General features: G+C 65.0%; 20 protein-coding genes. 3 read left to right on the top strand and 17 right to left on the bottom strand.

Annotated features, from left to right (window positions below; all coding sequences use genetic code 11):
• Positions 1-9: 9 nt before the first annotated feature.
• From ACUXV1_RS20595 to ACUXV1_RS20570, 6 genes are all read right to left on the bottom strand, one after another.
• Entirely contained in the window at positions 10-951 is a 942-nt protein-coding gene (locus ACUXV1_RS20595; protein WP_446016392.1) for a UbiA family prenyltransferase, read from the bottom strand.
• A complete protein-coding gene (eboE, locus tag ACUXV1_RS20590) occupies positions 948-2183 on the bottom strand; it encodes a metabolite traffic protein EboE (RefSeq protein ID WP_081862692.1) in 1236 nt (411 codons plus the stop codon). Before eboE ends, ACUXV1_RS20595 begins: the two co-directional genes overlap by 4 nt.
• On the bottom strand, positions 2170-3402 hold the full coding sequence (locus ACUXV1_RS20585; RefSeq protein ID WP_205208464.1) for a 3-dehydroquinate synthase: 1233 nt from the start codon (positions 3400-3402) through the stop codon (positions 2170-2172). Before ACUXV1_RS20585 ends, eboE begins: the two co-directional genes overlap by 14 nt.
• Positions 3403-3694: 292 nt before the next feature.
• On the bottom strand, positions 3695-4756 hold the full coding sequence (locus ACUXV1_RS20580) for a ferritin-like domain-containing protein (protein ID WP_043639121.1): 1062 nt from the start codon (positions 4754-4756) through the stop codon (positions 3695-3697).
• Between the two features lie 13 nt (positions 4757-4769).
• Entirely contained in the window at positions 4770-6737 is a 1968-nt protein-coding gene (locus ACUXV1_RS20575; protein WP_446016393.1) for a hypothetical protein, read from the bottom strand.
• A gap of 10 nt (positions 6738-6747) precedes the next feature.
• A complete protein-coding gene (locus tag ACUXV1_RS20570; RefSeq protein WP_337882893.1) occupies positions 6748-7773 on the bottom strand; it encodes a hypothetical protein in 1026 nt (341 codons plus the stop codon).
• Positions 7774-8351: 578 nt separating this feature from the next.
• On the opposite strand from ACUXV1_RS20570, the gene ACUXV1_RS20565 reads away from it, so the two are divergent.
• The gene (locus tag ACUXV1_RS20565) at positions 8352-8690 is read left to right on the top strand and encodes a hypothetical protein (protein ID WP_203390303.1); all 339 of its coding nucleotides are present in this window, start codon (positions 8352-8354) and stop codon (positions 8688-8690) included.
• A gap of 235 nt (positions 8691-8925) precedes the next feature.
• Here the strand turns inward: ACUXV1_RS20565 and ACUXV1_RS20560 are convergent, their stop codons facing one another.
• From ACUXV1_RS20560 to ACUXV1_RS20510, 11 genes are all read right to left on the bottom strand, one after another.
• A complete protein-coding gene (locus ACUXV1_RS20560) occupies positions 8926-9579 on the bottom strand; it encodes a phage baseplate assembly protein V (RefSeq protein WP_019102546.1) in 654 nt (217 codons plus the stop codon).
• A complete protein-coding gene (locus ACUXV1_RS20555) occupies positions 9576-10640 on the bottom strand; it encodes a phage late control D family protein (RefSeq protein WP_231138260.1) in 1065 nt (354 codons plus the stop codon). The genes ACUXV1_RS20560 and ACUXV1_RS20555 overlap by 4 nt, the downstream gene beginning before the upstream one ends.
• The gene (locus ACUXV1_RS20550; RefSeq protein ID WP_043639107.1) at positions 10637-10852 is read right to left on the bottom strand and encodes a tail protein X; all 216 of its coding nucleotides are present in this window, start codon (positions 10850-10852) and stop codon (positions 10637-10639) included. Before ACUXV1_RS20550 ends, ACUXV1_RS20555 begins: the two co-directional genes overlap by 4 nt.
• A 4-nt stretch (positions 10853-10856) precedes the next feature.
• Complete coding sequence (locus ACUXV1_RS20545) at positions 10857-11768, bottom strand: phage tail protein (protein WP_019102549.1); 912 nt, start codon at positions 11766-11768, stop codon at positions 10857-10859.
• A 61-nt stretch (positions 11769-11829) separates the two neighbouring features.
• On the bottom strand, positions 11830-14559 hold the full coding sequence (locus tag ACUXV1_RS20540; RefSeq protein ID WP_446016394.1) for a hypothetical protein: 2730 nt from the start codon (positions 14557-14559) through the stop codon (positions 11830-11832).
• A gap of 124 nt (positions 14560-14683) precedes the next feature.
• Positions 14684-14812, bottom strand: coding sequence for a GpE family phage tail protein (locus ACUXV1_RS20535; protein WP_194427266.1), 129 nt, complete (start codon positions 14810-14812; stop codon positions 14684-14686).
• A 25-nt stretch (positions 14813-14837) separates the two neighbouring features.
• The gene (locus ACUXV1_RS20530) at positions 14838-15092 is read right to left on the bottom strand and encodes a phage tail assembly protein (RefSeq protein WP_019101636.1); all 255 of its coding nucleotides are present in this window, start codon (positions 15090-15092) and stop codon (positions 14838-14840) included.
• Positions 15093-15307: 215 nt separating this feature from the next.
• Positions 15308-15832: a phage major tail tube protein gene (locus tag ACUXV1_RS20525; protein ID WP_043592621.1), complete on the bottom strand. Its 525-nt coding sequence runs from the start codon at positions 15830-15832 to the stop codon at positions 15308-15310.
• Positions 15833-15834: 2 nt separating this feature from the next.
• On the bottom strand, positions 15835-17271 hold the full coding sequence (locus ACUXV1_RS20520; protein WP_446016396.1) for a phage tail sheath subtilisin-like domain-containing protein: 1437 nt from the start codon (positions 17269-17271) through the stop codon (positions 15835-15837).
• Between the two features lie 2 nt (positions 17272-17273).
• Positions 17274-17471: a hypothetical protein gene (locus ACUXV1_RS20515; protein WP_043639092.1), complete on the bottom strand. Its 198-nt coding sequence runs from the start codon at positions 17469-17471 to the stop codon at positions 17274-17276.
• Positions 17468-17929 (bottom strand): Gp37 family protein, encoded by a 462-nt coding sequence (locus ACUXV1_RS20510; protein ID WP_043639089.1) that lies wholly within the window; start codon positions 17927-17929, stop codon positions 17468-17470. The genes ACUXV1_RS20515 and ACUXV1_RS20510 overlap by 4 nt, the downstream gene beginning before the upstream one ends.
• A 242-nt stretch (positions 17930-18171) precedes the next feature.
• Here ACUXV1_RS20510 and ACUXV1_RS20505 point away from each other — a divergent pair, with 242 nt between their 5' ends.
• Both ACUXV1_RS20505 and ACUXV1_RS20500 read left to right on the top strand, forming a co-directional pair.
• On the top strand, positions 18172-18519 hold the full coding sequence (locus ACUXV1_RS20505; RefSeq protein ID WP_114155307.1) for a Mor transcription activator family protein: 348 nt from the start codon (positions 18172-18174) through the stop codon (positions 18517-18519).
• 260 nt (positions 18520-18779) lie between these two features.
• On the top strand, positions 18780-19148 hold the full coding sequence (locus tag ACUXV1_RS20500; protein WP_156038999.1) for a hypothetical protein: 369 nt from the start codon (positions 18780-18782) through the stop codon (positions 19146-19148).
• Positions 19149-19158: the final 10 nt, after the last annotated feature.

The following is a 19158-nucleotide window of genomic DNA, read 5'->3' as shown; positions in this document are numbered from 1 at the left end:
ATTCTCCGTTCAAGTGCCCGGCACCCGGCGTTGCCATGTCCGGGTCAGCCAGGCGGCCAAAACCGCCAACGCCGCCCACTGCGGCTGGCCCGCGGCGGCGATGAACAAAGCGTCCGCCAGCGCGATGCCGGCGATCAGGCCGCCGACGGCGCGCGGCATGTCGCGGCCGGGTCCGGGCCAGGCCAGCCGCAGGCAATGCGCGCTCCACCCCAGGCTGAGCAGCAAAAAGGGCAGCGCCCAGGGCTGGAACGGTTGGCTGAGCAGGTAGAGCGGCGGCGCGGCCAGGCCCAGCAGCGGCGCCAGCCGCCCCAGCCCGGCGCGGCCTTCCTGCTTGGCCACGTAAGTCAGTGCGATCAGATAAGCCAGCAGCGCCAGCGCCGCCAGCAACAGCGGGCCGGATAAAGCTCCAGCGCCCAGCGCCAGGCCGCTGATCAGATAAACCTGCATCCGGCACAGACCCATCAGCAGCGGGCTGAGCGGATTGTGTTTGTGCCAGAGGTCGTAGAGCACCACGGTGGCGGCCAGGCACAGGCCGGCCAACAAGGCGGAGAGGCCCAGCGCCGCCAACAGGGCGACGCCGACCGCGAGCTGGGCGGCGCCGGCCAGCAACACCAGCCGCGCCGACGCCAGCCCGGCGGGAATCGGCCGTTCCGGCCGTTCGCGCGCGTCGATGTGGCGGTCGCAGACATCGTTCAGATACATGCCGGCCACGTAGATCAAGGACAGCGACAGCAGCAGCAAGGCCAGCGGCCCGCCAGTCACGGCGTGGCCGGACAATACCGCGCCGGCGAGGACGTTGCTCCACACCGTGGGCAGGTTGGACACCCGGCCCAGCCGCAGCGCCAGCGACCAGACCCCGGCCACGCGCCGGCGGGTCTGGCGCGCGTGCCGCCGCGACAGCCTCCGCCGGGCGCTGGTCTTGGGAATGGGCAGGGCACGCTGGCCGCTCATCGCAGCTGGCCCTCCGCCCATTGCAGCTCCCGGCAGATGGCTTCGCCCAGGTCGCCCTGACGGTGGGCCGGGGGCAGCACGCCCCAGCTATAGGTTTCCACTTCCAGGTGGCCGCTCAGCGGCCGCTGGCGTTGCAGGGCCAGCAGCCGCGACAGAAAGTCCTGAGTGCTGGCGAACGGCGCCAGCGCGGCGTGGCAGATGGGCACGTGGAAGTGGATGCGCCATTCGTCGGCCGGCTGTCGCGGCAGAGCCGCCAGCGCCGCTGGCAGGTCCGGGTAGCGCCACAGATCGTCGCCGCGCCGCGCCACCACTTGGTGCAGATAGGTGTCTTCGGCGAAGGCGCGCAGCGCTTCCGCCGCCATCCGGTCCGGCCGAGTCACGCGCAGGCCGGCGCTGAGCTGCAGCTTGGCGATGGCGATGCCGGCCTGATCCAGCCGCGCCACCGCGTCTTCCGGCTGTTCGTACTCCACCGCGGCGTGGCAGGCGTCCAGGCACACGCCCAGGTGCCGCCGCACGATGGCTTCGGCTTCTTCGCGTTTGACATTGCACCATTTGGCCACTTGGTTGAGCGCGGCCCGGCTCAATAGATGCAGCTCGAAGAAGGCGACAGCGTCTTCGCTGGTGGCCAGCAGGCAATCCGGCTCCGGTTCCAGCGCCAGCACGATGCGGCGGCCGCTGTCCTGCCGCAGCCGATGCAGGAAGGCGGCGTGCTCCAGCAGATGGGTGGCGATCCACAGCGCGCCGCTGCCGTCGCCGCTCAGATGTTGGCGATAGCCGCCGGGCACGGTGCTGACGCTGCCGTATTCCAGTTCCGGCGGCAGCAGCGCGGCCAGCAGCTGAGCCAGCCGGTTGCTGTAGTTCAGCCGCTGCGGGTCCCGCCAGTCCGGCAGGTAAACCGCTTCCTTCACCGCTTGCCGATGGAAGGCGCCAAAGGGAAAGCCGTTGAGGGTGAACACATAGCATTGGTGTTCCGCCAGAAAATCGCGGAATTCCGCCTGCGCCGGCTCCTCCTCCAATTGGCGCGCGGCCAGCGCGGACAACCGCAGCCCAATGCCGAACGGCCGGTCCGGCGCCACGCGCGCCTTGATCCGCGGCAGGTGGAAGCCCAGTTGAGCGCGCATTTCCTGCCAGCTTTCGCCGGGGTGGATATTGGTGCAGTAGCTCATGTGGACCGCGGGCAGAGTGGCGGCGGGCAGACTGTCCGGCCGTTGTTGAGGGTCAAGCAGCAACATGGTCTTCGCTCCTGTCGCGCAGCCAGTCTATGGCCGCGTTCATTCGATCCGCATCGATGGCGTGCACTTCCACCCCCTGCCCCAAACGCTGCAGCAGGGTGATGGTCAGTTCGCCGCCTAGGTGTTCGCGGAACTCATCCAGCCCGGCCAGCACCTGGCGACGCTCGCCGTCGCGCCAGTCCAACGCCGGGTGCCATAACGAAAAGCCCAGCCGCAGCAGTAGCCGGTGCAAACTCAGTTGCGCCGGTTCGCGCAGCAGGCCTGCCAACACCGCGTAGCGGCAGTCCAGCGCCAGCCCTATCGCCACCGCCTCGCCGTGGCGCAAGGCGTAAGCGCTCAGCGCTTCCAGTTTGTGCGCGGCCCAGTGGCCGAAGTCCAACGGACGGGCACTGCCGAACTCGAAGGGGTCGCCGCCCTGGCCGATGTGGTTCAGATGCAGTTCAGCGCAACGCCGTATCATCCATTGCATCGCTTCGTCGTCCCCGTCGGTGAGCGCTTCGGCGTTGGCGTCCAGCCAGTCGAAGAAGGCGCGGTCGCGTATCGCCGCCACTTTCACCGCCTCGGCGATGCCGGCGATGCGGTCTCGGCGCGGCAGGCTGGCGATGAAGTCGTAGTCGTTGAGCACGGCGAACGGCGGCGCGAAGGCGCCGAGGAAGTTCTTGGCCCCGAAGGCGTTGATCGCGGTTTTGACGCCCACGCCGGAATCGTTCTGCGCCAGCACAGTGGTGGGCATGCGCACCACGCGCACGCCGCGGTGGGTGGTGGCCGCGGCGAAGCCGGCCATGTCCAGCAGGGCGCCGCCGCCGACGATGACCAGGCAGCTGTGACGGTCTACATGGCATTGCTGCAACCAGCTTTGCAGCGCGAACAGCTGCTCCGGATCGTTCTTGCAAGCTTCGCCGCCCATGGTCAGCCGCGGCGGCGCGGCCAGCTCCAGCGCGTCGCTGTGACGCCGGGCGTAACGCTCGAAGGCGGCGGGCAGCCGCGGGTGGGCGGCGGCTACGTCCTGGTCAATCAGAACCACGAACCGATGACGCCGTTCCGGCTCGCGCCGGCAGATGGCTTGCCGCAACAGCGGGTTGCCAGGGTCGCTCAGCAGGCCGCGGCCGAAATACACCGGGTATTCGAACGGCACGCTGAAACGCTGCATGGTCATGGCCCCCGCGCTGCGGCCGCTTGCGGCGTCGCCGAGGTCTGGCTTGCTGACTGGCAGTGGCATGGCTCTGCTCCTAAAAAAACCGGCTCTTTCGACCCGCTAACAAAACCCCTGATCCCGCGTTGCGCCTCCTTGTCGTACCACTTTGTACTGCCTGCGTCGGCGCGCCTTGGCTCAGGTTCTCTGCGAGGTTTTGTTAGCGGTTCTTAAATCTGCTGCGCGTTGACGGTCCGGCGCTGCGGCCCGCCTAAGCTTGGCTCCGTATCCCGCGGCCAGTGCGCTTGCTCCGATGAGATGGCAAACGCGGTCCGGCATCCGCCGGACCGCTTTGGCCTTGCGCAATGGCGGGCGGCGTTTAATCGCTGGTATCCATCCCCCCCTGCGTGTTGACGTAGCGATAGCTGGGCCCGGCGGTTTTCTCGCTGCCCGGCGCCACCGGCGTTTCCATCAGGCTCACCGCTTGCACTTTGAGGTCGTACATCAGGCCGATGGCGGTATCGATGCGCTTGGGCTCACCGTTAAAGGCCTGGTGCAAGGCGTTGAGCAGGCTGCTGTAGCTATAGGCGAAGGCCTCCACCCTCACCTTGGCCTGGGTGTTGTCCTGGTAGTCGTAGTCCTGCGGATTGGACACCATCGGATAGACCCCGGCCGGGTCGTAAGGCACTTCGGCGCCGGCATAGGCGTAGCCGCCGTCCGGGGTGCTGACGATGCGGCGGCCATAATAGATTTCGCCGAACTTGTAGTAGTGCGCCGGGTTGCCCGGAGATTGGTTCGGGTTGGTGCTGGTGCCCTCGCCTTCAACGATGATGATGTTGATGGCGTGCAGGGCGCTGGCCACGTCGGTGATGGGGAACAAGCGCTCCGGCGAGAACCAGCCCAGCACCTGCTTGGGCACGGTGGCTGGAATGAAGATGCCGTCGCCCAGTTCCTTGATCTTCTTTTTGATCGCGTCGTAGAACTCGCCGATGGTGGCGTAGTCCGGCTCTTCCTCGGCGGCGAGCTTGGGCGTTTCCACCGGTACGGGGTCTTCCGGTTCCTCGATCACCATGAAGGTGTTGAACACCAGCTCCTTGGAGAACGGTTCGATGCCGACGATGAAGTCGTCGCCGCCGATGGACATCGGCAGCGGCCCCGGATATTTGGGGATGAACGGCGGCTTGTTGATCTGCGGATGGCCGCCGATGGCGATCAGGATGTTGCCGGCGATGCACATGTGCAACATTTCCTGCATCACGATGCTGTGGATCAGCTGGCGGATTTCCACGTTGTAGCCCGGCTTCAGCGAAAACATCGCGGTCAGATAGGGGGGAATGGTGGCGTGCTCCAGCTCCACCGCGTTTTGCAGATAGTAGTGCAGTTCCGCCGCGGTCTTGGCGGCGCGGATGCCGTGGATGATGCTGCGTTGCAAGCGAATCATGGCCTGTTCTCCCTCAATCCTTGGACGACGCGGCTTTGCGTCGCGCCTGGAGTTGCAACACCACCGCGCTCTTGCCGGCGATTTGCAGATCGTCCAATGCCACCGCCACCGCATCGGTGTCCACCTCCCGCGGCGCGGGCACGGCGGCGGCCTTGAGCGGCGGCGCGCCCTTGAGCGGTTTGCCCTGGGCATCCGTCTGCTTCAACCATTTGAGGATGATGGCGCGCTTGTCGTCGGACAGGTCGCGAGTCACCGGCATGTGGTTGGGGTCGCTCATCGGCAGGGCGAACGCCAGTTTGAGGATGTCCACATGGCGCACCACGGAGTCGTAATCGCCCAGGTCCACCACGTATTTGCTCATGATGGGATAGAGGTTGCCGTACTGGACGAAGATGGGCCGGATATCGTCGTACCAGGTGGGATGTTCCGGCACCGGCACGCGGTCGAAGGCCAGCACGCTGACGAAATTCCAAGGGTTGTCGATGTAGTCTTGCGGCTGCAGCCGCAACTGGTAGCCAATGCCGTAGAGCTGGCCGTCGATATAGCCGCGCGGATTGCCCGGCCCGGCCGGAATCGCGCTGATCACCGCCCGGCCATGACCGCTGTCGTTGGTGTGGATGGAAGCCGGATACTGCACCGCGTCCACCGGCACGCTGATCCTGGGCGGCAACACCGGTTTGTTGTTGGGCGGCGACGGCGGCAAAGCATTGCCGCCGCCCATTGGGTTCTTGTCCTTGGGCAGCAAGCCTACGTCGACTTCGGCGGACAGCGGCTGGCCGTAGCGGCTGGCGAAGAAGCTGACCGGAAGCTGCTGACCGGCGTTCAGCCGCAGCACATGCTCGTCGGAACGCACGTAGAGACCGTCTATGGATTCTTGCACCAGCACCTGATAGCCGTCGTCGGCCGGGCTCAGCAACAACAGCGGACAGGCTTCCAGCGCCTGCCGGGCGCCGGGGATGGCGGCATAGTCGAAGTCCTGGATCGCCGCGGTCTGGCGAAACCACTCGGACGGCTCGTCGCTGGGCGCCGCGCCCGGCTGCGGCGGGTCGTAGGCCAGTTGGCCCAGCACGATGACCTGGTCCTTGGCCAGCGTGCCGCTGATTGGCGCATGCGCCGGCTGTTTCAACACCGCCATGGTCAACGGCCCCAGATCAACGAAGGCGCCGCTGGCGTCAATGATGGGCAGCGCGTTGCCAAAGTCCGCGGTCAGGGTTTGACGGTCCGGATGATTCTTGCACTGGAAGCTGTAAACCCCTTCAGTCGGCTTCATCATATTGTTGCTGTCCACCTGCGCCGTCATTTGCCGGCCCAAGATGAAATGCTTGGGCTCGCGCTCATGGTAAGGACCGATGGTGCCGACGATGTGGCCCTGGGTGTAGCGTGGAATAGAGGGGTCGCGACCGTAGCCGAACAGATTGAATTCGATGGCCAGCAGGCCGTGCTGGGTGGCTTTGCGCATTGCCTCCAGCACCGGCGAGTGGCTGTGCCCGTGCCATTGCACGTTTTCCAGGATGGACTGGTAGTTGGCGGCCAGCGTTTGATCGTTGAACGCCTGGGTTTGCTGACGCTTCCATAAATTCATGAAGCCCACCGGCAGCATGTCGCCGATGAACAGCGCGCGCTCGACATTATCGGTCAGCCTCACTTGCAGCGCCCAGATCTGGGACACCATTTGCTGTTGCGGGTCCAGGTCCGCCATCTTGCCCGGCGCGCGGCAGTCCGCATTTTCCATCGCCATGCCGATGATGGGGTCCTGCGCGCTGCTGGTGACCGGCTTGCCGTTGAGGCTGGCGCCGGTGACGCTGCAACTGACGAAGCGGAAAATGGCGGTGCCCTGCGGGTTCCAGCCCCCGTCGCCGTACTGCTGGTATTGCTCCTTGAAGGCGTCGGAATCGTAATAACAGACATTGTTGTTGACGGTGGATACGTCCGACTGGAAGTAGCCGGAAAAGTGAATGCGGGGAGAGTCGAGATAACTCATGACGGTTCCTTTACGGCTGCAGGGTGGCCCAGCTCGGGTCGGGTTGGGCGTTGGCCTTGTCGGCCGCCGGCGCGTCCGCCTTGCCCTTGTCCGGGCAATCGGTGGCGAAAAGGCAGCACCATTCCGGCTTGGCCGGGCACATCTCGGCCACCTTCATCCAGGTCTGTTTCGGGTCCGGTTTCTGCGCGCGGAAGTGGCTGTAGTTCTGGCTGACCATGGGCGCGTCCGGCGGCGAGCCTGGATCGCCGGAGAAGAAGAAGGACTGCGGGTGCCGGTACGGCGCGCCCTTGCCGCCGTCGCGCGTTGGCTGTTTGTAGAAGGCGTAGCCAAACAGGATGCTGCCCGGCTGCACCACGCGCGAGTACGCTTGGACGCTGCCGTTCAAGTGGGTGCTCTGCGCGGCGTTATACGGCAGATGCTTGATGAAATCTCGACGCGGCGGGTGGTTGTCCAAGGAGAACTGGCAGCACTGCGGCGTGCCCTTGGGCCGGTCCGCGTAGCGCAGGAAATAAGCCTTGTTGCCCAGCGATACAAAGGAGCAGCTGTAATGATTGCTGCCGGGGAAGATGGGCAGGCAGCGTTTTTCATAATGCTCCATCATCGCGCCGCGGCCATCGCCGTCCGCCGGCACATAACTGGAGTCGTAATAGCTGGCGCCGTAGGACGTTTCGTAATCCTGGCCCTCGCTCATCCCGGCAGGCGGCGAGGCGTACGGCGGCGGGTATTCCTTGATCGCCGCCTGATTGAAGATGCGATACATGGTCCAGTCGCTGACCCACCATTCAGGAAACAGCGGATCGCTGGGTTCGCCGGGCTTGCGCGGATAGACGCAGCTGCCCGGCAACAGACAGCCGACGGTGTTGTGCACCCCGCCGGTGTAATAGCTGTGACGCCCCGCCGGCGTGCTCTTCAAAGCCTTGAGCGCGGCGGCGGCGGAAGCCTCCGGCATGTCCGCGGCCTGAACGCCGGCGGCGGCGCAAGCCAGAACCAGCCACCCCCAGCGCGAGCTGACGGAGACAGACTGTTGCAATGACATCGATTGTGCTCCTTCGTATTGGAACCCCGGTGCCATCCGCCCCCTTGGCGGCCGTTCCCTTCCCGGCTGACTGCGGACGGCGCCGCTTCACAGGCGGCGAACCCGCCCTCTCTGATGCAGCGCACTACGTATAGTCACTTAGTATTAATTCGCACCAACAATCATGCTTTTATCATTACATGCAAGTGTGGTTATAGCTGGCGGCCAGATCAGCCGCAAAGGAAAATGTGAGATGCGAACTAAGCGCGGATTCAAAGGCTCGGGAGCCAGAGCGAGACAAGGCAAAAACGAGCGAAAAAGCGGAATGTACACGTGGTACATGAGCATTTTGAGCTTGTTTTTAACGCCGTATCGCCGCAGCGCAGCAGATCGTGAACAGGTTCTAAAGCGGTTTGGGCGCGGCGGCTTCCTCCGGCCTTGACCCCAAGCGCGGCGCTGGACGACAATTCATGACGTGCCGGAGTTCCCCGGCGCCGGGAACGCGGCCCACGCAGGCCGGCAGGCCGCCCCGCCATGGACTTGCCCGCTTCCGATCGGTACCGGACAGGCTGCGCCGACATCAATTGGAAATTTTCATCATGGCCCTCCCCCCCACCTCCTCTGCCGCCGAAGGCAAACCCACTCATCAGTTGGGACAGGCCATTGCCCAATTACAGGCGCTACGCCAGCAACACGCGGAGCTGGGCATGCTGGATGCGGTGATAGACGAATTGAGCCGTTGTCATCAATCCATCCGCCAGATCGCCAGCCGCCACCTGATGGAGCTGGACACCGCCAACAATAGCCTCAGCGCGGCCCTGCAGTTGCTGTGGCAAGGCGAGGACGCAGGGGTTTACGGCAGCCACCTCGCCTTCATGCTGGAGCCGCTGCACGCGATGCAGGTGAACGCGGCCAGCGAGCTGAACCGCTTGCTGTAAAAACGTGTTCACGGACTCATGACCAAGAACGAGGGAAGGCGGAAACGACCGAGAAATCAGCATGCGCGAGTGACGCACGAGCAAAGTCATAGCAATGCCCGCGGTACTGCGGCTCCCCCGGCGCAGCAGACTGTGCGCCGGTGCGGATTCTCTTGCCCCATGAAACAACCCAGCCCCGACGGCTCTCGCCATCGGGGCTGGGCGCTTGACGCTGCGGTTAGACTAAACGCGAGGCCTACACTGGGCCGCCGGTCATGCCGCCCGGCGCCGGATGCACGTGGCCGGCCAGGCTCTTGCCGCTGGCCACCACGTCGCCGCCGGCGTTGTTGAAGCTGCCGCCGCTCTGGCTGATATTGCCGGAGAAGCTGGCGCCGCTGCCGCCGGAACCGCTCAAGCCGCCCTGGTAGGTGAGCAGGCCCTTGACCAGCAGGGTGCCGCTGATCTCCGTCGCCGGCGCGTCTATGCTGACCTTGGCGCCCGCCTTGAGGACAATTTCCGCCCCCGCTTCCACCACCACTTTTTGCACCCCGCCGCTGACGGTGAGCTGATGGGCCGCGCGATCGTACTCCAGCGTCGCGCCGTCGGCGAAACGCCGATGCCATTTATCGACACTGGCCACCGGCACCGCATCGGCGGCGGAGAAGATGGCGCCCAACACCACGCCGTCCTCGCCGCGAGCGTCCAACAACACCGCCACTTGTTCGCCAATGTCCGGCAGCCAGTAGTCCTTGTCGCGGCCGCTCTTGCGGCTGAGCACCGGCAGCCAGGCAGTGCGCAGCCGCCCCAGTTCCGGCAGCCGCACGCGCACGCGCTGGGTATTGGCATCCACGGCGGAGACGCTGCCGAACTTGAGGGTGGCCAGCGCTTCCGGCAGGGGTACGTCCATCATGGCTTGTTCCTCTCGTTTGCTGTGTTTTGGGCGGCGCCAGCGCTCACCCGTTTCAGTTCCAGTTCGCAGACATAGCCGTCCTGACGGCTGATGCGGTGGCTAGCGCGCTGGATCTGGTAGCGGCCGGACAATTTGCCGAACCCGTCCAGATCGATATTGCTGCCGGCGGCCAACTGCGGCGAGCCGTCCACGGTGATGGACATGCGGGTGCGCTCCAACTGGCGCCGTTCCAGTTCCGCCGCCGCCATCTGCTCCGCCTGGCGCTTGCCGGCCGCCTTGCGGGTGAGCTTGACGATATCCGCGCTGCTGGCCTTGCCACCCGGCGCCTTGGCGTCGGCGCGCACGCTGGCGGTGCGCAGCGCGCGCTTGGCCGGATCGTGATAGCTGACGTCCACCTGGGCCGGCACCTTGCTAAGCTGGTCCTGCGCCTGCCAGGCCATCAGCTGGGCCGGGGTGTAACGACGCACGCTGGGGCTCTGCATCAGATCGCTGCGTTTCCAAAACACCAGCTTGCGGTTGTTGTCCATCACCTTGCAGACATAGCCGTGCTGGTCCGCCACCCGCTGCAGGAATTGCAGATCGGTTTCGTGGTACTGGGTCAGCCGGTCGATGTTCACCGTCTCGATCTTGCCCTGCAGCTTCATCCGGTGGCGCTTGGCGACGCGCTGGGCCAGCGCTTGCAAGGTGATCTGTTCATAGGCGCGGCCGTTCTTGGTGCGCAGCGGATGCTGCACGCCGGTGGCCAGCGCGCGGATGCGCACGGTGGACGGCGGCGAGCGGTATTCCACTTCGTCGATGTCGAAGCTCCCCGCCGCCACCAGCGCCGCGCCGCGATAGCCCAGTTTGAGCGCCAGCGTGGCGCCTTTGTCCGGATACCAGCCGTCCAGCCAGCGCCCGTCCACGTCCTCCAACTCCACGTCCAGTTCGTCGGACTCGCCGCTCAGGTGGTCGGTATAGCTGACGCTGAGCGCGTGGCGGGCGATGTCCGCGGTGATGGATTTGCCGTTGTAGCTGAGTTCGAAGGCCGGAGTCGGCACCTCCTGCGCGCGGCTGTCGCTCATGAGCGCCTCCACGGCGGCAATTGCTCCAGCGCCTCGCTGTCCGCGGCCTCCAGCACCGGGATGGCCAGGGTCAGGCCGGCGGGCAGGGTTTCGCCTATGGGGATGTGGGCGTTATTGGCGATCAGCTGCGCCATTTGGCCGACATCGCCGTAATAGCGCCAGGCGATCTGGTCCCAGCGTTCGTTTTCTTGGGTCACATGGTTCAGGAACATGGCGTCACCTCAGGATGCGCCGCACCGCGGCCTTGGCGGCCAAGCCGGCCAGCGGCTCGGCCAGTTCGCGCAAGGCCACTTCGGAGCGGCCGTTGATTTCTTCGCAGGCGGCCAGCTTGTCCAGCACCTGGCCGGCAGGGGTGCCTGTCAGCAGCCGGCCCATCGCCGTCATATTGAGCTTGGCCTGCTGCAGGCTCTGGCCCACGCGCACCGCGTCGCCGGCCAGCTTGCTGTATTGCTCGAACTTGGCCATCTGCTCGGCGCTGACTTGCAATCCGGGCACCGCCGCCTGCACCTCCTTGAGCAGGCCGGGCAGCTTTTCCAAAGCCGCGGCCGGGTCGCGGCCAGCCAGCTGACGCAGCTCTCGCGCGGTGTTGATCACGGTCTTGACCTTGCCCACCACGCTTTTCACTTGAGCCACGGTCTTGGCCAAGCCGGCGATATCGGCCTTGAAGCGCTCCAGCCCGGCCGGCAATTTGAGCTTGCCCGCGGGCAGGCTGGCCGCGGCCTTGGCCAGTGCCGGCTTGGGTTTGGGCGGGGCGTCACCGCCGTACTCGCGCAGGCTGAGCTGGGCCTCCACCGCCAGCAGGCTGCCGCTGCGGTCGGTCTGACGGCCGGTGCTTTGCAGTTCGGCGATGACGAAGCGGCCTTTGTAGTCGCCGTTGCCCAGCACAAACGCCAAGGCCTGGTGCTGCTGCCTCGCCGCCTGCAGCTTCTGTAACTCCTCGTCCGGCTGGCAGTAGGCGGCGTGCAGCACCAGGTCGATGCGGATTTCGTCCAGCTTGTCGCCGACGAATTGCAGCACCGGCTTGCCGCCGATGCGGCCGTGTTCGGCGAAGTCGCTGCCGCTGCGCTGTTCCAGGCCGTCGAAATAACTGATCAGATCAAACTCGATATTGCCCAGTACCGCGTACATGGGTTGCCCTCCGAATGGGTGGAAAGAGGACCCGGCGCACGAGCGCGCCAGGCTCCGCGGCTCAAGCGCGGGCGCTATAGCTGCGCCGTTGCCTGTCCGCCTCGTAGCGCCGCATCAGGCGTTCAAACTCGGCGTAGGACAACTGCACCGCTTGCTGCACCTGCTGCTTCACCGTGGCAGCCGCGCTGGCAGTAACGGTGATGTGCGGCGCAAAGGTGACGTTCATCCCGCCGCCGGCGTTCTTGGCGGGCGCCTTGGCCGCCGCGACGCCTTGTTGCAGGCGTTGCAGCTGCCGTGCGCGCACTTCCGCCTGGGCGGACACCGAGACGCTGGCCGTCACTTCCGCGTTGCCCCCGCCACGCATGCCGGTCGGCTTGTTGAAGTCCACCTTGGGCGGCCGCGACGGCGGCTGGGTAGCCGCGGGCGGCGGCGCGGCGGGCGGCTGCTTGGCCTTGCCGGGCATGGGCGCGCCGTGGATGGCGTTGCCCACCTTGCCGCCGGCCCATTCCCCAGCGTATTTGCCGGCGAAGTGGCCGATGACCCCACCCACCAGAGTGCCGACGCCAGGCAGGATCATGCTGCCGATGGCCGCGCCCATCGCCGCGCCGCCTATGGAGCCGCCAGCCTTGCCGCCTATCTTCCAGTACTCCTTGTTCTTCTCTGTCTGGCTGCGGTTGGACTTGTTGACGTTCCAGGCTTCCTGGCCGGCCTCCATCACCGTGATCACCGAGCCGGCGATGCCGGCCTTGAGCAGGCCGCCGGTGCGCTTGAACACTTCCTTGCCGATGCCGAGGCCGGCCTTGGCCACGCCAACCCCCGCCTTCAACAACGGAGCCGCCCGCTGGGCCGCCGCCCTGGCCAGCTTCGCCGCGCCGCTGACGCCGCCGCGCGCCAATCCAGGCAGGCGCTTCATCCCGGCGCCGATGCGGCTCGCCGCCGAACCCGCCGCCTTGGCCGCGCTCTGCGCGCCGGCCTTGGCCTTGCCCGGCAAGCTCTTGAGCCAGTCTCCCGTCTTCTGCACGCCGCCGCGCAACATGCCCGGCACTTGCTTCAGCGCATTGCCCAGGCCTTTGACGCCGGCTTTGGCCAAGGCCGCGCCGCGGCGGAACAGGTCGCCGATGCCGCCGGGCAGGCCACGTCCCTTGGGTAAACGCCGCGGACGCGGGCTCCTTCTGGGATTCTGCTTCGGACTGGGCTTAGGTCTCGGACTGGGCCTCCGTTTCGGGCTGGGCTTGGGACGCGGCTTGGGCCTGGGTCGCCGCTCCTTGCGGCCCCGCTCGCGCCGATCGTTCTTTTTCTCCTTATCGCGCTTGTCTTCCTTTTTGCGCTCGTCCCGGTCCGGGTCCATGCTGTCGCCGGGCTTGTCGATGTCGCGCGTGACCGGCTGGCAGCAACAGCAGCAGTTCTCGGGCTTGGCCTCCATGCAATCGCCCGGCTTGTCGGCCTGGCTCTGGGTGGCGCCCGGTTTGTCTTCCTTGAACCATTCGGTGCCGGCGGCCCACAGTTTGCTCAGCAAGCCGCCCTTGGTGTCCTGATAGCGGCGCAGCGATTTGCCCACCTTGTCGCTGATCTCGCCGGCCTTGGTTGCGCCCTCTTCCAGCGCTTTCACCGAACCAAGTATGCTTTCCACGCTGGGCAGCTTGCCGCCCAGCAGCGGATTGAGCTTGCCGTGCACATAGCGCAGCGCCTTGTTGCCCATGCCTTGCGACAAGGTCTTGTGTACCGTGCCGGCCGCCTTCGCCACATCGCGGCTGATGCTGCCCAGCTTATCGTTGAATTCGATCAAGGGCGCGGCGTCCGGCGCCGGCAGGCCTTGCAACAGCCGAATGGCGGAGCGGATCTTGCCGCCGCCGGCCTTGCCCTTGGCGGCCGCGCCGCCCGTCTTGCCCGACGCGGCAGACTTGGCGCCGTCTTCTTTCAACAGCGCCTCGCTGGCTGCGGCGATCTTGGCCAGTACACTGCCCGGAGCATCGGCGTAACGACGCAGCGCCCGGCCCACCCTGGCCGCGCCCTTGGCGATGGTGTCGCCGGCGTCGCGAGTGCTTTCCAGCGCCCCGAGCATGCTTTCCACGCTGGGCAGCTTGCCGCCCAGCAGCGGATTGAGCTTGCCGTGCACATAGCGCAGCGCTTTATTGCCCAGGCCTTTGGATAGGACTTCGTGGGTTTTGCCGGCGGCGTCGGACAGCCAGCGCGAGGACAGCTGAACAGCGTCGGCCACGCCTATCCATCGCTGGATGCCGGGCGTGCGCAGACGCTTGAGAGTGGATTCGAGATCGGGGGGCGCGTCTTTGGCTTTGTCGTCGCCATCGCCACGGGGTGTCGGCCGTTTTGGGCAGGTTGGCGGGCGAGGATTGCAGGTGGCGTCTTTTTGCCGCTCCTGGCTTTCCAGCACCCGCTGTTCCACTTCGATCACCGCCTTGACCTTCACCGAGGCCTGCAGCTCGACGCGGCACTTGGCCACCAGTTCGCTGACCTGGGACACGCCGGGCAGGGCGAGCTTGACGCCCTGGCCGCGTTTGACGCTTTCCAGCCAGGCGTCGTGCCGCTGCCGCAAACGGTCCAGCGTCAGCTCCAGCTTGTGATGGTCGCGCTCCAGCTGCGGCAGATCCAGCGCGGCGAAAGCCTTGCGGGAACGCTCCACGCTGTCGCTCAGCTCTCGCTGGCGGTCACGCAGGCGCAAGCTGGTCTTGCCCAGTTCATCCAAGGAGGCGCGCGCGGAGCGGAAGGCGTTGTCGAAGACCCCGGACAGCGTCGCTCCCACCTTAAGGCCGATGAAAAACTCGCTTACCATGGTGTTAGCCTGTGAGTATGTGGGGAGGGCCGCCAAACCAGCTCCGGCGGCTCTGGGTGGGGCCGGCGGACGTCCTGACGGATGGGCCGGCCCCGGGCCGCGCGGACGCGCGGCGCAGGAAAAATCAGTCTCGATCCAGCCACTGTTGTTCGCGCTCGTGGCGGCGCTGGACCTCTCGCTCCGCCACCTCGCACCAAAACCAGTAGTCGTCCATCGCCAGCGCGTCGATTTCCGACGGCGGCAGGCCGAGCACGGTCAGCAGCGCTTCGTCGAAATCTTTAAGCGTCGTCGGAGACGCCCACCATGTCGCGAAAGCAGTCCGCCAGCGCGCGGCTGTCGGCGATGTCGAGCTGGTCGATGTCTTCCAGGGTCAGGCCGGTCATGCGCGCGAACAGAAAATCCTCCTGGTCGGCGTCGTCCTGGCTGTGATGGCTGGCGGCCTTGAGGTCGGCGCGCTTCAGACGGCTGATTTCCAGGCTGTCCAGGCGTTCGCCGGCGGCGTTGGTGAACGGGTATTTGAGTTTGATCTTCATGGGAGCTCCTTGTCGCGGACTGCGTGGTTGATGAGCTTCATTGTCCGGTTTACGGCCCTGCGGGTCTGTTAAAGCCCTTTAGGGAAAGGCTTGAAAGCGCCAGCCGGCTTGCCTGCAAACTGAATCGCCGTGGCTCCGGCGGGACCCGGCCAAGCCGGGCCCACCTTCATGGAAACGGGAGCGTGCCGACAAGCCGGCCGGCGGCCGGCCCTTCATCAGCCGCCGATGTTGCGGCGGTACAGTTCCAGCATGTCGTTGCCGCCCACCCGGAAGATATTGGCCAGGTAGTCCAGCTCCAGCACATCCTCGCCATCCACTACCTGCTTGATGTAGGTGGCGGAGAAGGAGGAGCTGAAATCGGCGTTTTCATGCTGTTTGTAAGTGCCCAACGGGTTCTTCTTGAACATCACGGTCAGGAAGGTCACCAGGCTGACCTGCTGCAGGCGACCCTGCGCGCCGTAGGTCTCGATGCTGGAACGGGCCTGCAGCTGCACCGCCTGGAACGGATTGGCGATGATCTTGGCCACGTCCTTGTACAGCGAGTTCCACTTGATCTCGCCCTCCAGCTTGTCAAAACCGGCCGGCAGCTCGATCTTGCCCACCATGCCCAGCGCCTTATGCTCCTGCATGATGGCGGACACGTCCGGCAGCTTGATCTCCTCGGCGCGACCCAGCAGCGAGTTGCCGTTGATATAGATGTTGGCGTTGGTGATGCGGTTGATTTCAATCTTGCCTGCCATGATCAATTGCCTCCCTTCAGGCTCAACAGGTATTCCGAGGTGATCTCGGTTTCAAAGGTCAGACGTTCCAGCGGCGGCGGCACCGTGTACTTGTAGCTGATCAGCAGGTGGCCGGCGGCCAGCTCGGTTTCCGGATGGCGCGCCGTGTCGAACCAGGCTTTGAAGCCCAGCAGCGCGCCGTCGCCAATCAGCTTGCGGCCGTAGCCGTTCACCGATTCCACCAGCGCGTCGATGGTGGCCTGGTTCAGCGGCATATCGATGAACTGCTGGCTGAAATAGCGAATCGACTCATTGATCACGTCGCCGGTGCGGCGCACGTTCTCGAAGTTGCGCATATGGCTGACAGTGGGCCAGGCGGCGGTGCGGTTGCCCCACAGACGGAAGCCGGAGCCAAAGCTGGAGAACACCGTGGTGATGCCCTGCTCGTTCAACAGGTTCACCTCGGACTGAGGATCGTCGATCATCGCGGTCAGCTGACGCTCCACGCCGATGACGCCAGCCAGTTCCTGGTTGGAACTGGACCACCAGAAGCCCTTGTCGTTGTCCACCTTGGCGCGCAGGCCGGCGGCGCGGGCCGACAGCGGCTCCAGGCGAGTGTCGTTGGTGGCCGGGTCATATACCTTGACGTGCGGATAGCACAGGCGCACGCGGTCGCTGGACGTGTTGAAGTTGATGCCGCCCGCCGGACCGCGGCCGGCTTGCGCCTGGGCGAAGCTGGTGCCGATCGGCGCGTCAACATAGGCGATGGCGTCCAGCTTGTCTGCCATGGCGGCCATGGCGCTGGCCACCGAGTTCTGCGTGCAGAAGCCCGGAGCGATCAGCAGCTTGGCGAAGAAGCCAAAGCGGTTGTAAGTGTCCTGCAAGGCCTTCAGACCGGTACGGTTGCCGGCGGCGTTGACCGAGCCGATGATGTCGGCGGCGGTGATCTTGCTCGGGTCGGCGTAATCGTAGCTGACCTTCAGCACCGCGCCCGCGGCGATGGCGCCGTCTTTCACACGCGTGATCTTGCCGTTGACCGCATCCAGCAGGTAGTCGGTCCCAAGCGCGTAAGCGGTGGCGCCGTCGGCGCTCTTCACCGCCACGTTCAACAGCGCCGCCTTGGCGGTTTTGCCCTGGCCGGTGGCCGCGTCCAGCGTCACCGCCTCGCCAGCCACCGCGGTTTTATGCACAGCCGGGTCCAGCACGTTGATCACCACCACGGTGCCGGCGCCGTGATCGTAGATCGCATTCAACGCTTGCGGAATGGTAAAGCCGGCCAGTTGCGGGCCAAAAGCCGCCGCGTCTTTTTCCGACAGGCACAACACCGGAGTATGGGCCGCCTCCGGCGCCGTCGGCGCGGTGCCGATCAGGCCGATCACCGCCGATTTGACGGTGCGCACCGGGCGCGCGCCGCGTTCGACTTCAATGGTTTCCACGCCATGCAGATAATTGGCTGCCATGCTCAAGCTCCTTGTTCAGCGCTAGGGGACGTCGATGCCGTCGCCGCTTGCGGCAACGGGCTCAGATGCTGCAAGGCCAACAGCATGCGGGTGTAATCGTGCTGTTCCGGCATCTCCACCTCAGCGCCGGGAAACAACATGATTTCCTGGCCGTCGGCCAGAGTGACGCCGCTGATCGGCCCGGAATACAAGTACTTCATGACTGCTCCTCCTTAGTGACTGCGGTTAACACAGGCTCATGCCCCGGGGCCGCCTCCGCCACCTGCAAGGTGTCGGCGGCCAGCGAAATGGCGTAACGGGCGATACCGTCGCTGAAGCCCAAAAAGGTTTCGCTCGATAAGCAGGCGGGTCGGCAATCCGGCGCGGGGAATCCCAGGCAGGCGCTCCGCGCCGCGTCCAGCGCTTCCGTATCGTTGAGTTGCGCGCTGGCGCGTCGCAGCAGCAGCGTCAGCTCCAGCTGCAGCGTGCGCTGCTGGCAAACTCCGGCTACATCGCGAGGCAAGGCGAATTGGCTGCCGCGGTAGCTCAACAAGAGCGCGCCTTGCGGATGTTCAAGCCGGTAATCGGCCGGAGCGGCGCAATGCTCGACGCTCAATGACGGCAAAGCGCCGCGCAAACGCGCCAACAGCGCGTCAACAATTTGGGAAGTGCTGGCCACGGGCGGGCTCCTGGACATCGTGGGAAGAAAGGCGAGATCACTCGCAATGACGGTTGCCGACGGCGCCTGGCCATCGAACGAGGGCAAGGATGCGCCACCAGGGTCCTGGCGGTCTTTTAACGCGCTTTACAGAAAAGCGGCCGCCAATGCGCCCCGGTCGGCGCTGACACGCGTCATCCGGGCCGCGCGCGCGAAGATGACGATAATGTCCTTCATCGACACCGTCGCCAAAGGACAACGCCATGCAAGCGCGCTTTCGCAGCAAAGGACCGGAACTGCTCGTAGATCTGGCACAACACGTGGCCATGACGCTGAGGCAGCTCGCCAACACCGAGCAGCAGCAAGCGGAACAACTGGGCCAGGAAATCGCCGAACGCATGGCCAAGCACTGGGGCGGACAGAACATCTATTTCCCCATCGGCCTGTCCTATAAATCCTCCCAGCGCGACCAGCAGATCTACCGCGAATTCACCGGCGGCAACCACGCCGAACTGGCGCGTCGTTACGGCGTCTCGCTGCAATGGATCTACAAAATCATCAAAACGGAACGCCAGCGGGAGCAGGAACAACGCGCCAGCCAGGCCAGCTGAGCCCCTCCCAGTCGCTCGAATGCAAAAAGCCGCTCATCCGAAACCGGAGAGCGGCTTTTGTCACGTAAATTTTAAACAATATTGGATTAATAAAGACTTGATTTGTAACTTTTATAGATATTTACTATTAAACACGGTTTTAACATATTAATTTTTTGCTGGAATCAAACTGGATACCGCCTATATCTAGAAGGCCACACCGCCACAACGGCCGCCAGAGTCGTTGGGAACAAGCTTATTCGATCAAACGGGGTATTCATATGAAACAACCAGCGTCGCTTGCCGCCATGGCTTGCCTGCTGCTGTCGTCGGTCGCACTGGCCGACGGCGGCGTCATCATCTTCAACGGCCGCATCGTCGAGGCTCAATGTCCACTCGCGCTCAACGCGCCCAGCGGCCTCAATGGCCCTAGTCGGCTGGAAGTCGGCAAATGCAAAGCGCCGGTCCACATCCAGGCCCTAGCGACCAACGGCGAGAACCTTCTTGTGCGGGCCAACGCCGACGCAAAATCCAGCAGCCAAGCCGCCGCGAACGGCTACGACCTGGGGCGCAGCGATAATCTGCGCAGCTTCAGCATCGCCACGCCTAAAAACAGCCAGCGCGGCCAATTGGTCGTCAGTTACTACTAAGCCCTGCAAA

It is taken from the genome of Chromobacterium sp. W521 (assembly GCF_052805975.1).
Note: the sequence above shows the minus strand (reverse complement) of the source record. Positions and strands in the feature narration are given on the sequence as shown.